At 66.2% G+C, this 18863-nt stretch carries 17 protein-coding genes; 9 read left to right on the forward strand and 8 right to left on the reverse strand.

Translation table 11 applies throughout. The features are described 5' to 3' along the window. The first annotated feature begins 6 nt into the window (after positions 1–6). Positions 7–606 (forward strand): SCO family protein, encoded by a 600-nt coding sequence (locus RE429_RS01275; protein WP_414472597.1) that lies wholly within the window; start codon positions 7–9, stop codon positions 604–606. A 209-nt stretch (positions 607–815) separates the two neighbouring features. Here the strand turns inward: RE429_RS01275 and RE429_RS01280 are convergent, their stop codons facing one another. From RE429_RS01280 to tesB, 3 genes are all read right to left on the reverse strand, one after another. Continuing rightward, a complete protein-coding gene (locus tag RE429_RS01280; protein WP_414472598.1) occupies positions 816–2162 on the reverse strand; it encodes an ammonium transporter in 1347 nt (448 codons plus the stop codon). Positions 2163–2199: 37 nt separating this feature from the next. Continuing rightward, positions 2200–2538 carry a P-II family nitrogen regulator gene (locus tag RE429_RS01285; protein WP_414472599.1) on the reverse strand — a complete coding sequence of 113 codons (339 nt, stop codon included), beginning with the start codon at positions 2536–2538 and terminating at the stop codon, positions 2200–2202. Between the two features lie 332 nt (positions 2539–2870). Beyond that, positions 2871–3731, reverse strand: a complete 861-nt coding sequence (gene tesB, locus RE429_RS01290) for an acyl-CoA thioesterase II (RefSeq protein ID WP_414472600.1) — start codon at positions 3729–3731, stop codon at positions 2871–2873. 166 nt (positions 3732–3897) lie between these two features. On the opposite strand from tesB, the gene RE429_RS01295 reads away from it, so the two are divergent. Further along, complete coding sequence (locus RE429_RS01295) at positions 3898–5154, forward strand: ubiquinone biosynthesis hydroxylase (protein WP_414472601.1); 1257 nt, start codon at positions 3898–3900, stop codon at positions 5152–5154. Between the two features lie 242 nt (positions 5155–5396). After that, positions 5397–7904, forward strand: coding sequence for a calcium-binding protein (locus tag RE429_RS01300; protein WP_414472602.1), 2508 nt, complete (start codon positions 5397–5399; stop codon positions 7902–7904). 102 nt (positions 7905–8006) lie between these two features. Here the strand turns inward: RE429_RS01300 and ppa are convergent, their stop codons facing one another. From ppa to acnA, 3 genes are all read right to left on the reverse strand, one after another. Further along, positions 8007–8537, reverse strand: coding sequence for an inorganic diphosphatase (gene ppa, locus RE429_RS01305; RefSeq protein ID WP_414472603.1), 531 nt, complete (start codon positions 8535–8537; stop codon positions 8007–8009). A 187-nt stretch (positions 8538–8724) separates the two neighbouring features. Further along, on the reverse strand, positions 8725–9231 hold the full coding sequence (locus RE429_RS01310) for an N-acetyltransferase family protein (protein ID WP_414472604.1): 507 nt from the start codon (positions 9229–9231) through the stop codon (positions 8725–8727). A 731-nt stretch (positions 9232–9962) separates the two neighbouring features. Beyond that, entirely contained in the window at positions 9963–12668 is a 2706-nt protein-coding gene (gene acnA, locus RE429_RS01315) for an aconitate hydratase AcnA (RefSeq protein ID WP_414472605.1), read from the reverse strand. Positions 12669–12897: 229 nt separating this feature from the next. Here acnA and ccmA point away from each other — a divergent pair, with 229 nt between their 5' ends. Together ccmA and ccmB are read left to right on the forward strand one after the other, a co-directional pair. After that, the gene (ccmA, locus tag RE429_RS01320) at positions 12898–13521 is read left to right on the forward strand and encodes a heme ABC exporter ATP-binding protein CcmA (RefSeq protein WP_414472606.1); all 624 of its coding nucleotides are present in this window, start codon (positions 12898–12900) and stop codon (positions 13519–13521) included. Continuing rightward, the gene (ccmB, locus tag RE429_RS01325; RefSeq protein ID WP_414472607.1) at positions 13521–14189 is read left to right on the forward strand and encodes a heme exporter protein CcmB; all 669 of its coding nucleotides are present in this window, start codon (positions 13521–13523) and stop codon (positions 14187–14189) included. The genes ccmA and ccmB overlap by 1 nt, the downstream gene beginning before the upstream one ends. Positions 14190–14256: 67 nt before the next feature. Here ccmB and RE429_RS01330 read toward each other — a convergent pair whose 3' ends face one another. After that, a complete protein-coding gene (locus RE429_RS01330; RefSeq protein ID WP_414472608.1) occupies positions 14257–15246 on the reverse strand; it encodes a M23 family metallopeptidase in 990 nt (329 codons plus the stop codon). A 238-nt stretch (positions 15247–15484) separates the two neighbouring features. On the opposite strand from RE429_RS01330, the gene RE429_RS01335 reads away from it, so the two are divergent. The 3 genes from RE429_RS01335 to RE429_RS01345 are packed head-to-tail and all read left to right on the forward strand — an operon-like array spanning position 15485 to position 16948. After that, a complete protein-coding gene (locus tag RE429_RS01335) occupies positions 15485–16225 on the forward strand; it encodes a heme ABC transporter permease (RefSeq protein ID WP_414474275.1) in 741 nt (246 codons plus the stop codon). Continuing rightward, positions 16225–16380 (forward strand): heme exporter protein CcmD, encoded by a 156-nt coding sequence (ccmD, locus tag RE429_RS01340; protein ID WP_370435659.1) that lies wholly within the window; start codon positions 16225–16227, stop codon positions 16378–16380. The genes RE429_RS01335 and ccmD overlap by 1 nt, the downstream gene beginning before the upstream one ends. Then, positions 16373–16948 carry a DsbE family thiol:disulfide interchange protein gene (locus RE429_RS01345; RefSeq protein WP_414472609.1) on the forward strand — a complete coding sequence of 192 codons (576 nt, stop codon included), beginning with the start codon at positions 16373–16375 and terminating at the stop codon, positions 16946–16948. Before ccmD ends, RE429_RS01345 begins: the two co-directional genes overlap by 8 nt. Here the strand turns inward: RE429_RS01345 and RE429_RS01350 are convergent. Continuing rightward, positions 16926–17402 carry a YaiI/YqxD family protein gene (locus RE429_RS01350; protein ID WP_414472610.1) on the reverse strand — a complete coding sequence of 159 codons (477 nt, stop codon included), beginning with the start codon at positions 17400–17402 and terminating at the stop codon, positions 16926–16928. The two genes, RE429_RS01345 and RE429_RS01350, sit on opposite strands and share 23 nt — an antisense overlap. 100 nt (positions 17403–17502) lie before the next feature. Here RE429_RS01350 and RE429_RS01355 point away from each other — a divergent pair, with 100 nt between their 5' ends. Then, positions 17503–18846, forward strand: coding sequence for an adenylate/guanylate cyclase domain-containing protein (locus RE429_RS01355; RefSeq protein WP_414472611.1), 1344 nt, complete (start codon positions 17503–17505; stop codon positions 18844–18846). Positions 18847–18863: the final 17 nt, after the last annotated feature.

Below are 18863 nucleotides of genomic sequence, written 5' to 3' on the forward strand. Positions count from 1 at the left end.
GCGACGATGGCTTTCAATCGCTCCATCCTCGTCCCGCTGGCGGTGTTTCTCGTCGGCCTCGGAGTCCTTCTCGCCACCGCCCTGTTCATCTTCCAGCCAACGCAGCAGCAGAGCGCCGGGCGCGTGCCCATCGGCGGCCCGTTCCGCCTGACCTCGCATGAGGGCAAGCCGTTCACGGATGCGGACCTGAAGGGCAAGCCCTTCGTGGTGTTCTTCGGCTTCACCCATTGCCCGGAGGTGTGTCCGACGACCCTTTACGATCTCACCCAGGATCTGGTGGCCCTCGGACCCGACGCGGACAGGCTGCGCGTCGCCTTCATCACCGTCGATCCCGCCCAGGACACGCCGGAGCTGATGAAGACCTATCTCTCGTCCTTCGATCCGCGCATCGTCGGCCTGACCGGAACGGACGAGGAGATCGCCGCCGTCGCGAAGGAGTACCGGATCTATTACCGCAAGGTGCCCACCGATTCCGGCTACACGATGGACCACACGGCCACGATCTTCCTCATGGACAGCAAGGGCGATTTCTATGGAACCTCGAACTTCCAGGAAACGCAGGACGTACGCCGCGCCAAGCTGAGGCAGCTGGTCAAGAACGGCTGACGCCTGTCGTCTCCCCGCCGTCATCCCGGGGCGAGCGGTTGCCGCTGCGCTCTTTCCCGGATCGTCGCGGATAGGGGTCCCCGCCTGCGCCATCCCACGAGAAAAGCCCCGGCCTTGCGGTCGGGGCTTTTCCCTTTCGAGCCTCTGGAAGGCTTCGTTAACGCACCGTCCGGCGAACGGGATGGCCGTCGGGCGATGCGGGTTACGGCTCAGTAATTGTAGGCGCGCTCGCCGTGATCGGCGAGGTCGAGGCCCTCGCGCTCGGCGTCCTGCGTCACGCGCAGGCCGGTGATCATGTCGGTGACCTTGAAGAGGATCACGGAGCCGATGCCGGTCCAGACCAGGGTGACGACGACCGCCACGATCTGCGTGACGACCTGGCCGCCGATGCTGAAATCGGCCGCGCCCGTGCCGCCGAGCGAGGGCGCCGCGACGATGCCGGTGCCGATGGCCCCGACGATGCCGCCCACGCCGTGGATACCGAAGACATCGAGCGCATCGTCATAGCCGAGCGCATTCTTCACGGCCGTCACGGCGAAGTAGCAGACCGCGCCGGCCACGAGGCCGAGCACGATGGAGCCCATGGGGCCGGCAAGGCCCGCGGCCGGCGTGATGGCGACGAGACCCGCGACCGCGCCCGACGCGATGCCGAGCAGCGAGGCCTTGCCCTTGCCCATGGCCTCGACGGTCATCCAGGCCAAGCCCGCCGCGGCAGGCGCCACGATGGTGTTGAGAAGCGCCAGGGCCGCGCCGCCCGTCGCCTCGAGATTGGAGCCGGCATTGAAGCCGAACCAGCCGACCCACAGAAGGCACGCGCCCACGAACGTGAGGGTGAGCGAATGCGGCGCCATCAGGTCGCGGCCGTAGCCGATGCGCTTGCCGACCAGGAGCGCGCCGACGAGGCCGGCCACGCCGGAATTGATGTGCACCACCGTGCCGCCCGCGAAGTCGAGGGCGCCGAGGCCGAACAGATAGCCTTCCGAGAACCACACCATATGGGCGATCGGCAGGTATACGAAGGTCAGCCAGAGACCGGTGAACAGCATCACGGCCGGAAACCTGATGCGCTCGGCGAAGGCGCCGACGATCAGGGACGGGGTGATCGCCGCGAAGGTGAGCTGGAAGGCGATGAAGGTGAATTCCGGAATCGCCACGCCCTTGGTGAAGGTGTCGGCGGTGGAATCGCCGCTCACGCCGCCCAGGAACGCCTTGGAGAAGCCCCCGATGACGGCGCCGAGCGCGCCTTCGGGGCCGGACGTGAAGGCGAGCGAATAGCCGTAGGTTACCCACAGGATGGCGACGAGGCTGAACACCGCGAAGACCTGCATCAGCACGGACAGCATGTTCTTGGTGCGCACGAGGCCGCCGTAGAACAGCGCGAGGCCGGGGATCGTCATGAGGATCACCAGGATCGTCGACACGAGCATCCAGGCGGTGTCGCCCTTGTCGACGGTAGGAGCGGCGGCGGCCGCGTCCTGCGCGAGGGCAGGTTGGGCGGCGGCGAGGCCGAGAGCCAGCGCACCGAGCGCAGGCACGAGAAGATGACGGAACTTCATCGGATCGGTACTCCGGAAAATGGCTGGAAAAGGGGAATCAGAGGGCGTCGGCATCGGTCTCGCCCGTGCGGATGCGGACCGCCTTCTCGAGCGACGTGACGAAGATCTTGCCGTCGCCGATCTGGCCCGTGCGTGCGGCCGCCGAGATCGCATCGATCACCGGGTCGACCAGTTCCGACGCCACGGCCACCTCGATCTTGAGCTTCGGCAGGAAGCTCACGGCGTATTCCGCGCCGCGATAGATTTCCGTATGGCCCTTCTGCCGGCCGTATCCCTTCACTTCGGTCACCGTCAGCCCGTACACGCCGAGGGTGGTGAGCGCGTCGCGCACCTCCTCCAGCTTGAACGGCTTGATGACCGCCATCACGATTTTCATGGGTCAGGCCCCCTTTGAGACGCTGGCCCGAAAAGGCTCGGGCCGTGGTTTCGGAACGAACCCGCCTCTCGAGGCAGGTCTCGGTGGGGGATAAGCAATAATCGTGCCAAGTCCGCGCGGCAGGGCGTGATGGCACTGCCTCTTTCCTGGGCAGGCCGGAAATGGGCAGAAAACGTCCTGGCTGATGAATTCTTGGGCAGGTTAGTTCTTGAGCAAAAGAATTCTTGAGCAAGCCGGTTCGCGGCACTCGGCTCCGGGGGCTGTCCCGAAACGCGCGGCCGGCGCTTCTCTCCTCCCGGGAAGGAGAAAAGGGGCGCTCGATCGTGAAGCCGTCAGGCGCTGCGGTCGCGGATGAGTCCTTCCTGTGCGACCGAGGCCACGAGGGTGCCGTCCTGCTTGAAGATCAGGCCGCGGGAGAAGCCGCGCGCGCCCGAGGCGTTGGGGGTGTCCTGCGCGTAGAGCAGCCACTCGTCGGCCCGGAAGGGACGGTGGAACCACATGGCATGGTCGAGGCTCGCCGCCTGGACCATGGGATCGAACACGGTCAGGCCATGGGGGATGAGCGACGTATCCAAGAGCGTCATGTCCGACGCGTAGGCGAGAACGCATTGATGGATGGCGGGATCGTCCGGCAGCCGGCCGGTGGTCTTGATCCAGACATGGAAGCGCGGCTCGCCGGGAGCCCGGGAGGTGTAGCGGTTGATCTCCACGGGACGGATCTCGAGGGGCCGTTCGCGCTCGTAATAGGTGCGCATGGGCTCCGGCATCTGAAGCAGCAGGCCGCCCTTCACCTCCTCCTCGGACGGAAGCTCGTCGGGACCCGGCACCTTCGGCATCTCGGCCTGATGCTCGAACCCGCCCTCGTCGACCTGGAACGAGGCCGACATGGCGAAGATCGCCTGTCCGTGCTGGGTGGCCACGACGCGGCGGGTGGTGAAGCTCTTGCCGTCGCGGATCCGGTCCACCTCGTAGATGATCGGAACCTTGGGATCGCCCGGCAGCATGAAATAGCAATGGAGCGAATGGGGATGGCGAGCGTCCACCGTGCGGGTGGCGGCGACCAGAGACTGGCCGATCACCTGCCCGCCGAAGACCCGCTGCCAGCCGCTCTTCGGGCTCTGGCCGCGAAACAGGTTCACCTCGAGCTGTTCGAGATCGAGAATGGAGAGAAGGTCTGTCACGGCGCCGGACATGAATCGGTCATCCTCTGCAGGAAAGCATCATCCATCGACGAGGGCCGCGGGAAGGTCAAGCTTGACGCTGGCCGATGGATCGCTGACACCCAAACTAATAGGGTCAACGCGGCGCATCGCGAGGCGGTGCGCCCACGGACCCCATTTCGAGAGGCAGGAGAACACCATGGCAGCAGGCACGGAACGGTCGCGCATCGTCATCGCGGGCGGCGGGTTGGCCGGGCTCTCCCTCGCGCTGGCCCTCAAGCGCGCGCTGGCCGACGGAGTCGACGTGGTCATGTGCGATCCCGCGCTCGCCCGCGATCCGCACGGCGACCGGCGCTCCTTCGCGATCGCCGCGGCCGCGCGCCGGATGTTCGAGGCACTGGGGCTCTGGGAGGCCGTTTCCGCCAAGGCGCAGCCGATCCTCGACATGGTGATCACGGATTCGAGCCTTCAGGACCCGGTGCGCCCCACCTTCCTGACCTTCGAAGGCGCGGTCGACGGCGAGCCCTTCGCCCATATGGTGACGTCGGGCGACCTGACGGCGGTCCTGCTCGACGCCTGCCGGTCCGGCGGCGTGTCCTTAAGGCCCGAAGGCGTGACGGGCTTTACCGTGCGGGGCGGGCACACCGACATCGCCCTGACGGGAGGCGAGACGCTCCCGGCCGCCCTTCTGGTCGCCGCCGACGGGGCGCGCTCGCGCCTGCGGGAGCAGGCGGGCATCGGCTGGATCTTCTGGCCCTACCGGCAGTCCGGCATCGTCGCCACGATCTCCCACGAGCGCGACCACGAGGGCAGGGCGGTCGAGCATTTCCTGCCCGCGGGCCCCTTCGCGATCCTGCCCCTGGCGGACGAGGTCCGGGCCGACGGATCCGTGCAGCACCGCTCCTCCATCGTCTGGAGCGAGCGCAGCGAGAACGTGCCCGCCCTGCTCGAATCCCATCCGGAGGACCTGCTGGCGGAACTCGAGAAGCGGTTCGGCCTGCAGCTCGGAGCAATCGCCTTCGAGACGAAGCCGCAGGCCTATCCCCTGGCCTTCGGCGTCGCCCGCTCCTTCGTGGGCGAGCGCCTCGCGCTTCTCGGGGATGCGGCCCATCTCATCCACCCGATCGCCGGCCAGGGCCTCAATCTCGGCCTCCACGACGTAGCGGTCCTGGCGGAGATCATCGCCGATTCCATGCGGCTCGGCATGGATCCGGGCGGCGCCGACGTGCTCATGCAGTACGAGCGCGCCCGGCGGGCGGACATCACCGCCATGGGCATCGTGACCGACGGCCTGAACCGGCTGTTCTCGAACGACATGCTGCCGGTGCGCCTGGTCCGCGATCTCGGCCTCGGCCTGGTCGACCGCATGCCGGGCCTCAAGCGATTCTTCATCCGTGAGGCCGCGGGCTTGAGGCGTGACGACGCGCCGCGCCTGCTGAAGGGCGAGGCGCTCTGAGCGGGACGGACCGGCCTGTCGGGCTTTTCGATGCGCCGGAAGAAAAGGTCGCAGGGCTCGTCTCCTTGACGCACGTCTCGAGAAAAGGAGCGGCCGCTTCGGCCTCAAACGACCGGTTTTCCTGAGGCGTTCGCGGTTTCCCGGCCGGGCGCGGCGAATTTGTCCAATCCGGGACCTTTCCGTTTCGTATGAAATAACGTATCGATTGCGGCCACAGATCCTTTGCTCTCCGGAGGAGACCCATGGCCGAGAACTACTTTTTCGATCCCGACAACCTCCCGACCCGCGAAGCGGACGGCAGCGTGGCGCTGCTCGATGGGACCGCCTTCGTCGGCGTGACGATCAGCAACCGCACCGCGGGCAAGAATGCCATCAACGCCACCGGGATCCAGGACATCACGCTCATTCCCGGCGTGACGATCTTCGGCCAGAACGACGGCATCGCCTTTGCGGCCGAGGGCTCCGCGACCAAACCGAACCGGATCTTCAACGGCGGCGGATTCATTTCCTCCGTCGCGGGCGCGGCGATCCATTTCTCGGCCGGCGGAGAGGGCATCGTCACCAATCAGGGCACGCTGACCGGCGTCACCGGCATCAGGATGGACGGCAACGGCAAGCTCGATGTGCTGAACACGGGCACGCTGATCACTTCCGGAAAAGCCATCGTGAGCGGCTCCGCCGGCGACCGGGTCGTCAATGCCGGGCTCATCCGCTCCACGGGGCCGGAGGGGATCGCGGTCGACTTGGGCGACGGCGACGACGTCTATGACGGCAGCGGCGGAACGATCATCGGCAGGATCGTGCTGGGCGACGGCAACGACCGGGCCTTCGGTGGCGCCGGCTCCGAGGTCTTCGTCGGCGGCAAGGGCAACGACGTCTACGACGGCGGCGCGGGCAGCGACACGGTCGACTACTCGGCCGCGACCGGCGGCATCACCGTGGACCTGTCGCAGACGGGCCAGCAGGTGATCGGTGGAGGCTACGACTCCAATACGCTGGTGAATATCGAGAACATCGTCGGCGGCGCCAACGGCGATTGGATCAAGGGCAACGCCGCGGACAACCTGCTCCAGGGCGGCGCCGGCAACGATACCCTCGACGGCGGCGCCGGCAACGACACGCTCGAAGGCGGCGAGGGCGAGGATACGGCGAATTATTTCGGAACGGCCGCCGTCAAGGTGAATCTCGGGCTCAACGGTGTGTCCCAGAACACCTTCGGGTCCGGCTGGGACACGCTGAAGGACATCGAGAACGTCAACGGCAGCAGCAACTGGGACACCATCGACGGCAGCGACGGCGCGAACAAGCTCTGGGGCTGGAGCGGCAACGACAGTCTCAGCGGCCATGGCGGCGCCGATACGCTCGAGGGCGGCGACGGCAACGACACGCTCGACGGCGGCGCGGACAACGACAGCCTCAACGGCGGTCTCGGCCATGACAGCCTCGTCGGCGGCGCAGGCGCCGACAAGCTGATCGGGGATGCCGGCAACGACACCCTCTGGGGCGGCGACGGCAACGACACCCTGGAGGGCGGCGACGGCAACGACATGGCCGTCTTCTCGGGCTCCAGGAACAATTACCTCGTGTCGGTCACGACCGGGACCGAGAAGACGTCCTATACGGTCAAGGACACGCTCGAAGGCGGAACCGGCGGCGAGGACAGCCTCAAAGGAATCCGCCTGCTGAAATTCCTCGGCAATCCCGATACGGCGACCGACGACGAGACCTATGCTCTCACCAACTCGGCGGCTCCGACAACGGTCGGCCTTTCGGGCAGCGGCATCCGGGAGAACAGCGCCGTCGGCGCCCTCGTCGGGGTTCTCTCGGCCACCGATGCCGACGGCGACGCCCTGACCTTCACCCTGCAGGAGAACGACCTCTTCAAGCTGGACGAGGACGGCAAGACCATCCGGGTCAAGGACAAGGATCTTCTCAATTTCGAAACCCTGAGCAACGGACACACGACCGCCACCTACACGATCCATGTGACGGTGAGCGACGGCCTCAAGAATCTCAGCGACGGCGCCATGACGGGCACCGCCACGCGGGACGTGGTGATCACGATCGTCAATGAATACGAGGATGCCCCCGTCGTCCGACACGGAACCAATGCCGGCGAGCAGGTCATCGGCGAATTCGGCAACGACAGGGTCTATGGTCTGGGCGGCAACGACCAGGTCTTCGGCCGCAAGGGCAACGATCTCCTCGACGGCGGAGCAGGCAACGATACCGTTGTCGGAGGCGACGGGACTCGCGATGCCGGATTGATCAATACCGGCAACGATACCCTCTATGGCGGGGCCGGGAACGACTCCCTCGTCGGAGGTGACGGCACCGACATACTCTACGGCGGCACGGGCAACGATACGCTCGAGGGCGGTGTCGGCGACGATGTCTTTTACGGCGGCACCGGCAAGGATACCCTGTATGGCGGCGCCGGGAAGGACAGCTTCGTGTTCAACGCGTCTCCGGCGGGTTCGAACATCGATTACATCGCCGATTTCAAGCCCGCCGACGACACGATCAGGCTGTCGCATGCGATCTTTTCCAAGATCGCCAGAGGCACTCTCTCGTCCAAGGCTTTCGTGGTGGGCGACCACGTGAAGGACAAGGACGACCGGATCATCTACTACAAGGCGGCGGGTGCCCTGTTCTACGATCCGGACGGAACCGGCAAGGCGGAGGCGGTTCAAATCGCATTCATCGGCAAGAACCTGAGCCTGACCCACAACGACTTCGTCATCTTCTGAGCAAGGCCGAAACGAAAAGCCCGGCTTGTTGCGCAAGCCGGGCTTTTCGAGAAACGCGGCGGCCGGAGGATCTCCCCGGCCGGTCTCATGAGGACGGCGAGCTTACTTCTGCTTGGCCCGCTCGACGCCTTCCAGGATCAGGCGCCGGGCGTCCGCCGCGTCGCCCCAGCGGATGATCTTGGCCCATTTGCCGGGCTCGAGATCCTTGTAATGCTCGAAGAAGTGCTCGATCTGCTTGAGGGTGATCTCGGGCAGGTCGGTGTAGTTCTGCACCCGGTCATAGCGCTGGGTCAGCTTGCTCGACGGAACCGCGATGATCTTTTCGTCCTGGCCGCCGTCGTCCTCCATCACCAGCACGCCCACGGGACGCACGTTCATGACGGCCCCCGGCGCGATGGCGCGGGTATTGGCGATGAGAACGTCGCAGGGATCGCCATCGCCGGACAGGGTATGGGGAATGAAGCCGTAATTCCCGGGATACCGCATGGCGGTATACAGGAAGCGGTCGACGAAGAGGGCACCCGACTCCTTGTCCATCTCGTACTTGATGGGCTCGCCGCCGAGCGGCACTTCGACGACGACGTTCACGTCCTCGGGCGGGTTCTTTCCAATCGGGATCGCGTCAAGGCGCATAGAGCTGTTCTCCGGAACAAGGCTTGAGGCATCGACCTCGGTGAAGAATGGGCTGTTTCACCGAACAATGCAGCAAAAAGAAGCCCTCCGGGGCGGCCGCAGCCGGATGGTTCGCCGCGCGCCCTGCAAGGCTTTGGCGCTTCACTAGCTGGACTGGGCTCCCGCAACAAGAACCAAAAATCGGTTTTCAGCGAAAGAGATAGGCGACTTTGGCGAGCGGAGTGCCGCCGATGCGCTCCTCGACATGGGCGATGCTGCGTCCGCCGAGGCTTTCGTAAAAGGCGCGGGCGCGTGCGTTCTCGGCCAGGGCCCACACCGCCACCCGCGGCATGTCGCTGTGGCGCAGATCGTTGAGAACGGCCTTGAACAGGCGCCGACCCAGTCCGATCCCCTGGTATTCCGGCAGCAGATAGATCTCGTCGATTTCGCCTTGAGCTGGAAGCGAGCGGTCGCGGCAGCGGCCGTAGGACGCATAGCCGGCGATCCCCTGGCCGATATCCAGCACCACGAGAGGGCGGCCCCGGGTCACGGTGGAGCGCCACCAGCGCTCGCCCCGGCGGGCGAACATCTTGTCCAGGGTCACGCCGGGAATGATGCCGAGATAGGCCTCGCGCCAGGCGGCGTCGAACACCCGGGACAGGGCGGGGGCATCATCGGGCTTGGCGTGACGGATACTGACGAGAAGGTCGCTCATGGCTTTATGGCAATATCTTCAGGAAGCAATGACGGGAGCTTCGCCGGTTTATGGTTAACGAGCCGTTAACGGCCCGACGACCCCGCGTGGGCAATAGGTTGCTTCTTTAGGCCAACGGGACGCCATACGGGACGGGCAAAACGCCGCAACGCTTTGGCCCGGCTGGAAATACGCGAGTCAATTCTCGTGATTGCTCGACGTGCTGGGACGTCCCGGAGGTGCGCCCGCGCCCAGACAGACGCCAGGCACTGCGGATATCCGGCGTCCTCGAGCCTCAGCTTGCCGCCAAGCCTTAAAGACATAACGTACGCGAAGGATATCACGGAACGGCCAGCCCACAGATCTTGAAACTCAGCTTTTTCGCAAGAGCTCCCAACCAGGGAGTCCTCATCGACGCTGACCAAAGCGCGCAGGTGCTGCAGGGCGACCGCCTCCGAGTTCGTCATCCGAGGATGGGGCGAGCGGCTGCAGCCGAGAGTTCAACCTTCACTCGCAGACCTTGCAATCCTTCCATGTCGTGAAAAACCCCATTCAGCAAAAAGCCCGGGCGATGAATTCATCGCCCGGGCTTCTTCCGTCAGGCCTACAGCATCGGATGTGACATCGAACCCACATCCGAGGCTGTAATCACTGTTTTTTGAGCATCTTTTCACGCAAAACCGGGTCCCACTTTTGCGTTCGATGCTCTAAGCCCGCCCCTCGCGTGAAGGGCGGGCGATTTGACGGATGCCTTACGCCGCGAGCTGGCGCAGGACGTATTGGAGGATGCCGCCGTTGCGGAAGTATTCCACTTCCTCGAGCGTATCGATGCGGCAGAGCACCGGGACGCGCTTCACCGAACCATCCGGGGAGGTGACTTCCAGCTCCATGCGCTGACGCGGCTTCAGGTCGCCGGACAGGCCCTTGATGGTGATCGTCTCGTCGCCCTTCAGGCCCAGCGACGCCCAGGAATCCTCGCCCTGGAACACGAAGGGAGCGACACCCATGCCGACCAGGTTCGAGCGGTGAATGCGCTCGAAGCTCTCGGCGACGACGGCCCGGATGCCGAGCAGGCTCGTGCCCTTGGCCGCCCAGTCGCGGGACGAGCCGGTGCCGTATTCCTTGCCGGCCAGGACGATCAGCGGAACGCCCTCCGCCTTGTAGCGCATGGCGGCGTCGTAGATGTACATCCGCTCGCCGCTGGGCTGGTGGATGGTATAGCCGCCTTCGACCACGTGCCCGCTCTCGTCCTTCACCATCTGGTTCTTGATGCGGATATTGGCGAAGGTGCCGCGCATCATGACTTCGTGGTTGCCGCGACGGGTGCCGTACTGGTTGAAGTCGGCGACGCGCACCTGGTGCGACTGCAGGTATTCGCCGGCCGGCGAAGCGGCCCGGATATTGCCTGCGGGCGAGATGTGGTCGGTGGTGATCGAGTCCTGGAAGAGACCGAGGATGCGGGCGTTCACGATGTCCGCGACCGGCTGCGGCTCCTTGGTCATGCCCTCGAAATAGGGCGGGTTCTGCACATAGGTCGAACCGGTCGGCCACTCATAGGTGAGGCCCGGCTCGAAGGTGACCTTCTTCCAGTTCTCGTCGCCCGCGAACACGTCGGAATAGCGGGACTTGAACAGCTCGCTGGTGATCGTGCGGTCGATGAACTCCTGCACCTCCGCCGAAGAGGGCCAGATGTCCTTCAGATAGACCGGCTGACCGTCCGAGCCCGTGCCGAGCGGATCCTTCGTCAGGTCCACGTGCATGGAGCCGGCAAGCGCGTAGGCCACCACGAGCGGAGGCGAAGCGAGATAGTTCGCGCGCACGTCGGGGTTCACGCGGCCTTCGAAGTTGCGGTTGCCGGAGAGCACCGACACGGCCACGAGGTCGTTGTCGTTGATCGCCTTCGACACGTTCTCGGGCAGCGGGCCCGAATTGCCGATGCAGGTGGTGCAGCCGAAGCCGACGAGGTTGAAGCCCAGGGCGTCCAGGCTCTCCTGGAGACCGGCCTTCCTGAAATATTCCTCGACGATCTGCGATCCGGGCGCGAGCGAGGTCTTCACCCACGGCTTGGACTTCAGACCCTTCTTCACCGCGTTGCGGGCGAGGATCCCTGCGCCGATCATCACGCTCGGGTTCGAGGTGTTGGTGCAGGAGGTGATCGCCGCGATCACCACGTCGCCGTGGCCGAGATCGAAATTGGCGTTCTCCACGCTCACGCGCTTGCCGATCTCCTTCGCCTTCCGGAACTCCTTCTCCATGGCGTCGACGAACGAAACCTTGGAGGTGTCGAGGGTCACGCGGTCCTGCGGACGCTTGGGGCCGGCGAGCGAGGGAACCACGTCGCCGAGGTCGAGCTCGAGGGTGTCGGTGAAGACCGGGTCCGGCGTCTCGGCCGTGCGCCACATCCCTTGCGCCTTGGCGTAGGCCTCGACGAGGGCCACGCGCTCATCCGTGCGGCTGGTGGTCTTGAGGTAATCGACGGTCTTCTCGTCGACCGGGAAAAAGCCGCAGGTCGCGCCGTATTCCGGAGCCATGTTGCCGATCGTCGCGCGGTCGGCCACCGACATGTCGGTGAGGCCGGGGCCGTAGAATTCGACGAACTTGCCGACCACGCCCTTCTTGCGCAGCATCTGGGTGACGGTGAGCACCAGGTCGGTGGCGGTCACGCCTTCCTTCAGCTTGCCGGTGAGCTTGAAGCCGATGACTTCGGGGATCAGCATGGAGATCGGCTGGCCGAGCATGGCGGCCTCGGCCTCGATGCCGCCCACGCCCCAGCCGAGAACGGCGAGGCCGTTGACCATGGTGGTGTGCGAATCGGTGCCGACGAGGGTGTCCGGATAGGCCACTTCCTGACCCGAAGCCACGTCCTTGCGGGTCCAGACGGTCTGGGACAGGAATTCCAGGTTCACCTGGTGGCAGATGCCGGTGCCGGGAGGAACGACCGAGAAGTTCTCGAACGCGGTCTGGCCCCATTTCAGGAAGCGGTAGCGCTCGCCGTTGCGCTGGTATTCCAGCTCCACGTTGCGGTCGAAGGCCTTCGGCGTGCCGAACTCGTCAACGATCACCGAGTGGTCGATCACGAGATCGACCGGGACGAGCGGGTTGATCTTGCGCGGATCGCCGCCGAGGCTCCTCATGGCGTCGCGCATGGCGGCGAGGTCCACCACGGCGGGAACGCCGGTGAAGTCCTGCATCAGCACGCGGGCGGGGCGATAGGCGATCTCCTTCTCGTCCTTGCCCTTGTTGTCGAGCCAGGCGGCCACGGCCTCGATATCGGCCTTGGTGACCGTGCGGCCATCCTCGTAGCGGAGCAGGTTCTCGAGCAGCACCTTCATGGAGAAGGGCAGCTTCGAGGCGCCCTTGAGGCCGTTCTTCTCGGCCTCGGCGAGGGAGTAATAGGTGTAGGTCTTGTCGCCGACATGGAGTGTCTGGCGGGCGTTGAAGCTGTTGGTGAGCGTCACGGCGAATCCTCGCGTGCATTTGGGTTACGAACAGTTTGTTCGGCCGAAAGCGCGATATGCGCGCGCCGCTCCGGGGGCGCCCGGACAGGGGAAAAGCGCGCGAGGCGGATTGGACGCCTTGGCGCGCGGCGCAGCCGAGGGTGCTATAGATCATTTCCAACCATCCCGCTACACGGTTTAGAACCATTCTGGGGTGCAATGAGGGCAGGGGCCGAGTTTGGGGCAAGGTTTGCGTCTGAGCGTTAACGATTTGGCATGCGAGCGGGGCGGCCGCCGGATCTTCGACGGCGTGTCCTTCACGCTGCGATCCGGGGAGGCCCTGGTGATCACCGGCCGCAACGGGGCCGGGAAATCGACCCTGCTGGAGCTCCTGGCAGGCCGGCTGACGCCTGCGGGCGGAACGGTCCTGTGGGAGGGCGCCGGCGAGCGCAGCCTGCCCGAAAGCCTCCATTATGTCGGCCACCGGGACGCGCTCAAAAGCGCCCTGACCGCCCGGGAAAACCTGGATTTCGCCCGCGACTTCCTCGGGCATCCGGCTCTGTCTTCCGTCGAGGCGCTGGAGGCGGTGGGGCTCGCCCATGCGGCCCGGCTGCCGGTAGGGTATCTCTCGGCGGGGCAGCGCCATCGGGTGGCGCTCGCGCGCCTGCTCGTGGCGCATCGTCCGCTCTGGCTCCTCGACGAGCCGACCTCCGCCCTCGACACCGCATCGCAGGACACCCTCCGCCGGCTGCTGGAGAGCCACCGCTCGACCGGCGGCATGATCGCCGCCACGACGCATGCGCCCCTGTTCCTGTCGGACCCGAAGGAAATCCGGATCGAGCGTCCGTCCCGCCTCGCAGAGAGGGACGCCTGATGTTCCGGTCCTTCCGCGCCCTCCTGGTCCGCGACCTGAAGCTCGCCGCCCGCGTGGGCGGCTCGGGCGTCATGGGCCTCATCTTCTTCCTGATGATCGTGACGCTGATTCCCTTCGCGCTCGGTCCCGATCTGAACCTGTTGTCGCGAATCGGCCCGGCGATCCTCTGGATCGCGGCCCTGCTCGCGACCCTCATCGGCCTCGACCGGCTGTTCCAGGCGGACCAGGAGGACGGCTCCCTCGAGCTTCTCCGGCTCTCGCCCGCGCCCCTCGAAGTCGTCGTGCTCGCCAAGGTGATCGCCTATTGGCTCACCACCGGCCTGCCGCTCGCCATCGCGGCGCCGCTCTTCGGCCTGCTCGTCGCGCTGTCTCCCGAGGGCATGCTCGCCATGGTGGCGACCCTTCTCGTCGGCACGCCCGCGCTCACCTTCATCGGCGCCGTGGGGGCGGCTCTGACCGCCTCGCTGCGCCGCGGCGGCCTGATCCTGGCGATCCTGGTTCTGCCCTTCATGATCCCGACCCTGATCTTCGGGGTCTCGGCCGCGAATGCGGCGCTGGGCGGCACGATTCCCTTCGCGACGCCTTTCCTCATCCTGACCGCGCTCTCCCTCATCGCGGCCGTCGTCGGCACGGTGGGCGCGGCGGCGGCGCTCAGGTCGGGGGAATAATTCACCCTGTGTCGACCAGGGGCCGTGCGGGGATGACACGAGCGGCCGGATGACGGGGAATGGGGCCTCACGGCCCCAGGCTGATCCCGAAGGCCTGCTCGATGGCGGGCTTGCCGTCGCGCTCGACGCGATAGATCGCCCGGTAGAGGCCGGGGCGGAAGCCGCCTGCAGGTTGCTTGATTCCGGCGAACATCATCCATTGCGCCTTGTCGCGGTCGAGGGGCGGGGCCGTGTTGCGGGCAAGCGGCTTCCCGTCGCTGTCGAACAGGGTGAGGCTCTGCACGTCGCCGCCTTTGAGCCCGATGGCGCGCACATAGGCCACGAGGGCCGGGGAGGCGGTGGCCGGAACGCTCTGCTCCGCCGCACCCGATTCGATGGCTTCCATCGTGACGGGGCCGGGGGCGAAGCCCTTGTTCAGGACGCTGCCGGGCTGATAGGCGAGGGCGCGTTCGACGGAAGGTTCCCAGAGCGAGGCCGTCTGTTTCGTGCCGCAGGCCTCGGCCGCCGGGCCCGAGGTGAACGGATCGACGACCCGTCCGTCCTTGCGCACGGTGAAATGCAGATGCGGAAATTCCGTCATGCCCGACAGGCCGATCCGTCCGATCGGATCGCCCGCCCGCACCGCGTCGCCCGGCTTCACGGACAGGCTGCCCTTGGCCATGTGGCAGTATTGCGTCTGCCATCCGTTGCCGTGGTCGATCACGGCGCCGTTGCCGCATTCGGCATTGGCCACGCTGTCGCGGCTCCGGCTCGCGACGGAGACATCCTCCATGCCGTCCCGGATGCGCAGGACCCTGCCGTCGGCCGAGGCCACCACGGCGACGCCTGCCTTCTGGGCCGCCAGGGTCGGAAGGCGGATGTCGGTCCCGTCGTGCCCGTCATAGGTCAGGGTCCCGCACCGGTAGTCGCGAGCTGCCGTGCTCGAATCGTGGTCCGCGTAATGCTGGATGATGCAGGTGCGCCCGATCTCGCAGGCGACGGGCAGACGCAGCGAGATCTCCTGCGCGGAGGCGGTGCCGGACAGGCCCAGGGCGATCAGGAGGACAGGAAGACGCATGGCTTGCTCCGCAACAAAGATACGCCTAACCATAGGGCGGATCCCGTGGCGATTGAAAGGCGCGGGCACCGGAGAGCGAAAGGGCGGATGCGCCGATGCGTCTTAAAGCCATACGGGCAACACCGGATTGCCGGAGCAGGGCTAGGCGGCTAGAGAACGGCCACTCTGGCGAAATCGTTATTGGGCCGAAAAGCTGCTCCTCGTTGCAGGCGTCGGCGAAGGCCGCTACATCGTGCGTATGATCCGTGAGCTTGCCAATCCGTCCCGCTTCATGAGCTTCAGCGGCAGCCTGCTGCCCTGGGTGACGGGCCTGGCCGTGCTGTCGCTCGCCCTCGGCCTCTACATGGTCTGGTTCGTGGCGCCCGCCGACTACCAGCAGGGCGAGACCGTGAAGATCATGTACATCCATGTGCCGGCGGCCTGGCTGTCCCTGTTCTTCTACGTGATCATGGCGTCGTCCGCGATCGGCACCCTGGTATGGCGCCATCCCCTGGCGGACGTGTCGCAGAAGGCGGCGGCGCCCATCGGCGCGGCCTTCACGCTGATCTGCCTCGTCACCGGTTCGCTCTGGGGCAAGCCCATGTGGGGCACCTACTGGCAATGGGATGCGCGCCTCACCTCGATGCTGGTGATGCTGCTCATCTATCTCGGCATCCTGGCTCTCTGGCGCGCCATCGAGGAGCCGAACCGTGCCGCCCGGGCCGTATCGATCCTCACGCTCGTGGGCGCCGTCAACGTGCCGATCGTGAAATTCTCCGTCGATTGGTGGAACACGCTCCACCAGCCCGCATCCGTGTTCCGCCTCGGCGGGCCGACGATTCATCCTTCCATGCTCGTGCCCCTGCTCGTGATGGCGGTCGGCTTCACGTTCATGGGGGTGGCGCTGCATCTTTCGGGCATCCGCACGGAAATCCTGCGCCGCCGGGTGCGCACGCTCCATCTTCTCGAGGCCGAGCGCCTCGACGCACAGGCCGCCTGATGACCCATACGTTCTTCATCGTCTTGTCCTATGCGGTCACGGCCCTGGTGGTCGCGGGCCTCGTTCTTCGCGCCGTGATCGATCATCGCGCGCAGGTCCGCACCCTCGCCGAGTTCGAAGCCCGCGGCATCGGCCGGAGGTCGCGCCGTGGCTGAGGCGACCGCGCCGCGCCCGCGGCTGATCTTCATCCTGCCGGTTCTCGTCTTCGTCGTGCTGGCGGTGCTGTTCTTCCTGCAGCTCACATCGGGCCGCAATCCGTCGGACCTGCCCTCTGCGCTCATCAACAAGCCGGCGCCCACCTTCACTCTCGCGCCGCTGGAGGGCCTCCTGGCCGAGGGCAAGCCCGTGCCGGGCTTCTCCAACGAGGACCTGAAGGGCCGCGTCACCATCGTGAACGTCTTCGCCTCCTGGTGCGCCCCCTGCCGCCAGGAGCACCCGCTCCTCGTGGAGCTGGCGAAGGACCCGTCCGTGCGGCTGGTGGGCATCAACCAGAAGGACAATCCCGACAACGCCCGCCGCTTCCTCGGCGCGCTCGGCAACCCGTACAGCGCCGTCGGGGTCGATCCGAACGGCCGCGCCTCCATCGACTGGGGCGTCTACGGCGTGCCTGAAACCTTCATCGTGGGCCCCGACGGCATGATCCGCTACAAGCATATCGGGCCGCTGACGCCCGGGAATCTGGCGGCTTTCAGGGAGAAGCTCAGCCAAATCCCGCGCGCTTGAGGCGGTTGATCGCCACGTCCAGGGCCGAGAGAAAGGCCGACCTGTCCTTTTGCGAGAACGGCTTCGGTCCGCCGGTCACGTCGCCCATGGCGCGCAGATCCTCCATCAGGTTACGGGTGGCGAGCGCCATGCCGATCGAGGCTTCCGTGAACGGCTTGCCGGTCGGGCCGATCACATCGGCGCCGGCCGTCACGCAGCGATGGGCCAGGGGGATGTCGGCGGTGATCACGACGGCGCCGCGGCGCGCCCGCTCCGCGATCCAATCGTCCGCCGCATCGAAACCGGCGCCCACCACCACGCGTTCGACCAGGGGGCCCTGGGGCACGAGGAGGAAGCTGTTCGACACCACGAAGACCTTGACTTCGTGGCGTTCCGCGACCTTGTAGACCTCGTTCTTCACCGGGCAGGCATCGGCATCCACATAGATCGCGATAGCTTGAGAGGTCTCGGTCATGAGCCATTTATTCCTTCGGCATGGTCTGTCCTGAAGCGCGAGCCAATCCGCTCTTCCGGCGCCTGTTCGTGATAAACCCGAGATCGGACGAAGAGAACCCGTGGATCAATTGTCGCGCTTCCGCTCCGCCTGGATCTCGCTCCTCAGCCGCCGGAGATCGCGGGAGCTGAGCGACACGACCCATCGGCTGATCCGCGAGGCCGATGCCGGAGCCCTCCAGAGGGCCGGATTGGTCCGCATGGTGGTGGCGGGATTGCTGCTCCTGACCGTCATCGCCGTGACCGGCGGCATCGAGGTCACCAACCCCGTCGCCGTGAGGCAGATCTGGATCGCCGAGCTCACCCTGACCCTGTTCGGGGCGCTCGGATGGTGCGGGGCCTGGCTCGCGTCCAAGCGGATCGCCGTGGACAGGCTGCCCATGATCACGGCCGTGCTCGACGCCCTGCTGATCCTCGGCAATCTCGCCTACACCCATTGGGGCTTAGGCATTCCCGGCAACCTCTTCGCGGCCTTTCCGGCCGCCTGGGTGGTGCCCATCACCATCGCGGCGGCGGCCATCCATTATCAGCCGCGCCTTCAGGCCTTCGTGGCCTTGATCTATGTCGTCGGCCTGTCGCTTCTCGCCTATGGCGGCGGCTCCCTCACCCCCGCGCAGCGGCAGCAGGACCTGTCGGAGATCTCCGGATTGTTCTCCGAACAGGCCAATATGGTGCGCATCGCCATGGTGCTTTCGCTCGCGATGATCCTGATCCTCGTGGCGCGGCAGAGCCGGGTGCTTCTGGAGCGGGCCGTGCGGGAGACGACGCTTCGCCTCAATCTCACCCGCTACCTGCCGCGCGAGCTGGCGCCCATCCTCACGGAGGAATCCTTCGCGTCCCTGAGACAGGGGCGGCGCACCCGCATCACCGTGCTGTTCGTCGACATACGCGCCTCGACCTCGTTCGGCGAGACCATGGATCCGGCGCAGCTCGCCGTGTTCATCACGTCGTTTCGCCGCCGCGTGCTGCGGGCGGCGAGCCGCCATGGCGGCGTGATCGACAAGTTCACCGGCGACGGCGCACTGATCCTGTTCGGCGTACCGGGCGCGCAGGACGGCGATGCGGGCCGGGCGCTCGCCTGCGGACGCACGATGCTGGAGCTGATTCAACGCTGGAACGCGAAGCGGCGCTTCGATCCGCCGGTGCGCGTGGGAATCGGCATCCACTCGGGCGAAGTCTTCTGCGGCGTCGTGGGCGACGAAAGCCGCCTGGAATTCACCGTCGTGGGCGAAACCGTCAACATCGCATCCCGCATCGAGCAGGCCACCAAGAACGCAGGCTGCGACATGCTGGCCTCGCGGGAGGCGGTGCAGGAGGCCGGCGAGGACGCCCTCTGGACGGAGATCGCGCACGAGCCCTTGCCCGGCGTCACGCGCACCATGGTGCTGATGCGGCCGGCCCAATGACGGCTCACGACCGTCAT

Source organism: Microvirga sp. M2 (assembly GCF_047497095.1).
Classification (GTDB): domain Bacteria; phylum Pseudomonadota; class Alphaproteobacteria; order Rhizobiales; family Beijerinckiaceae; genus Microvirga.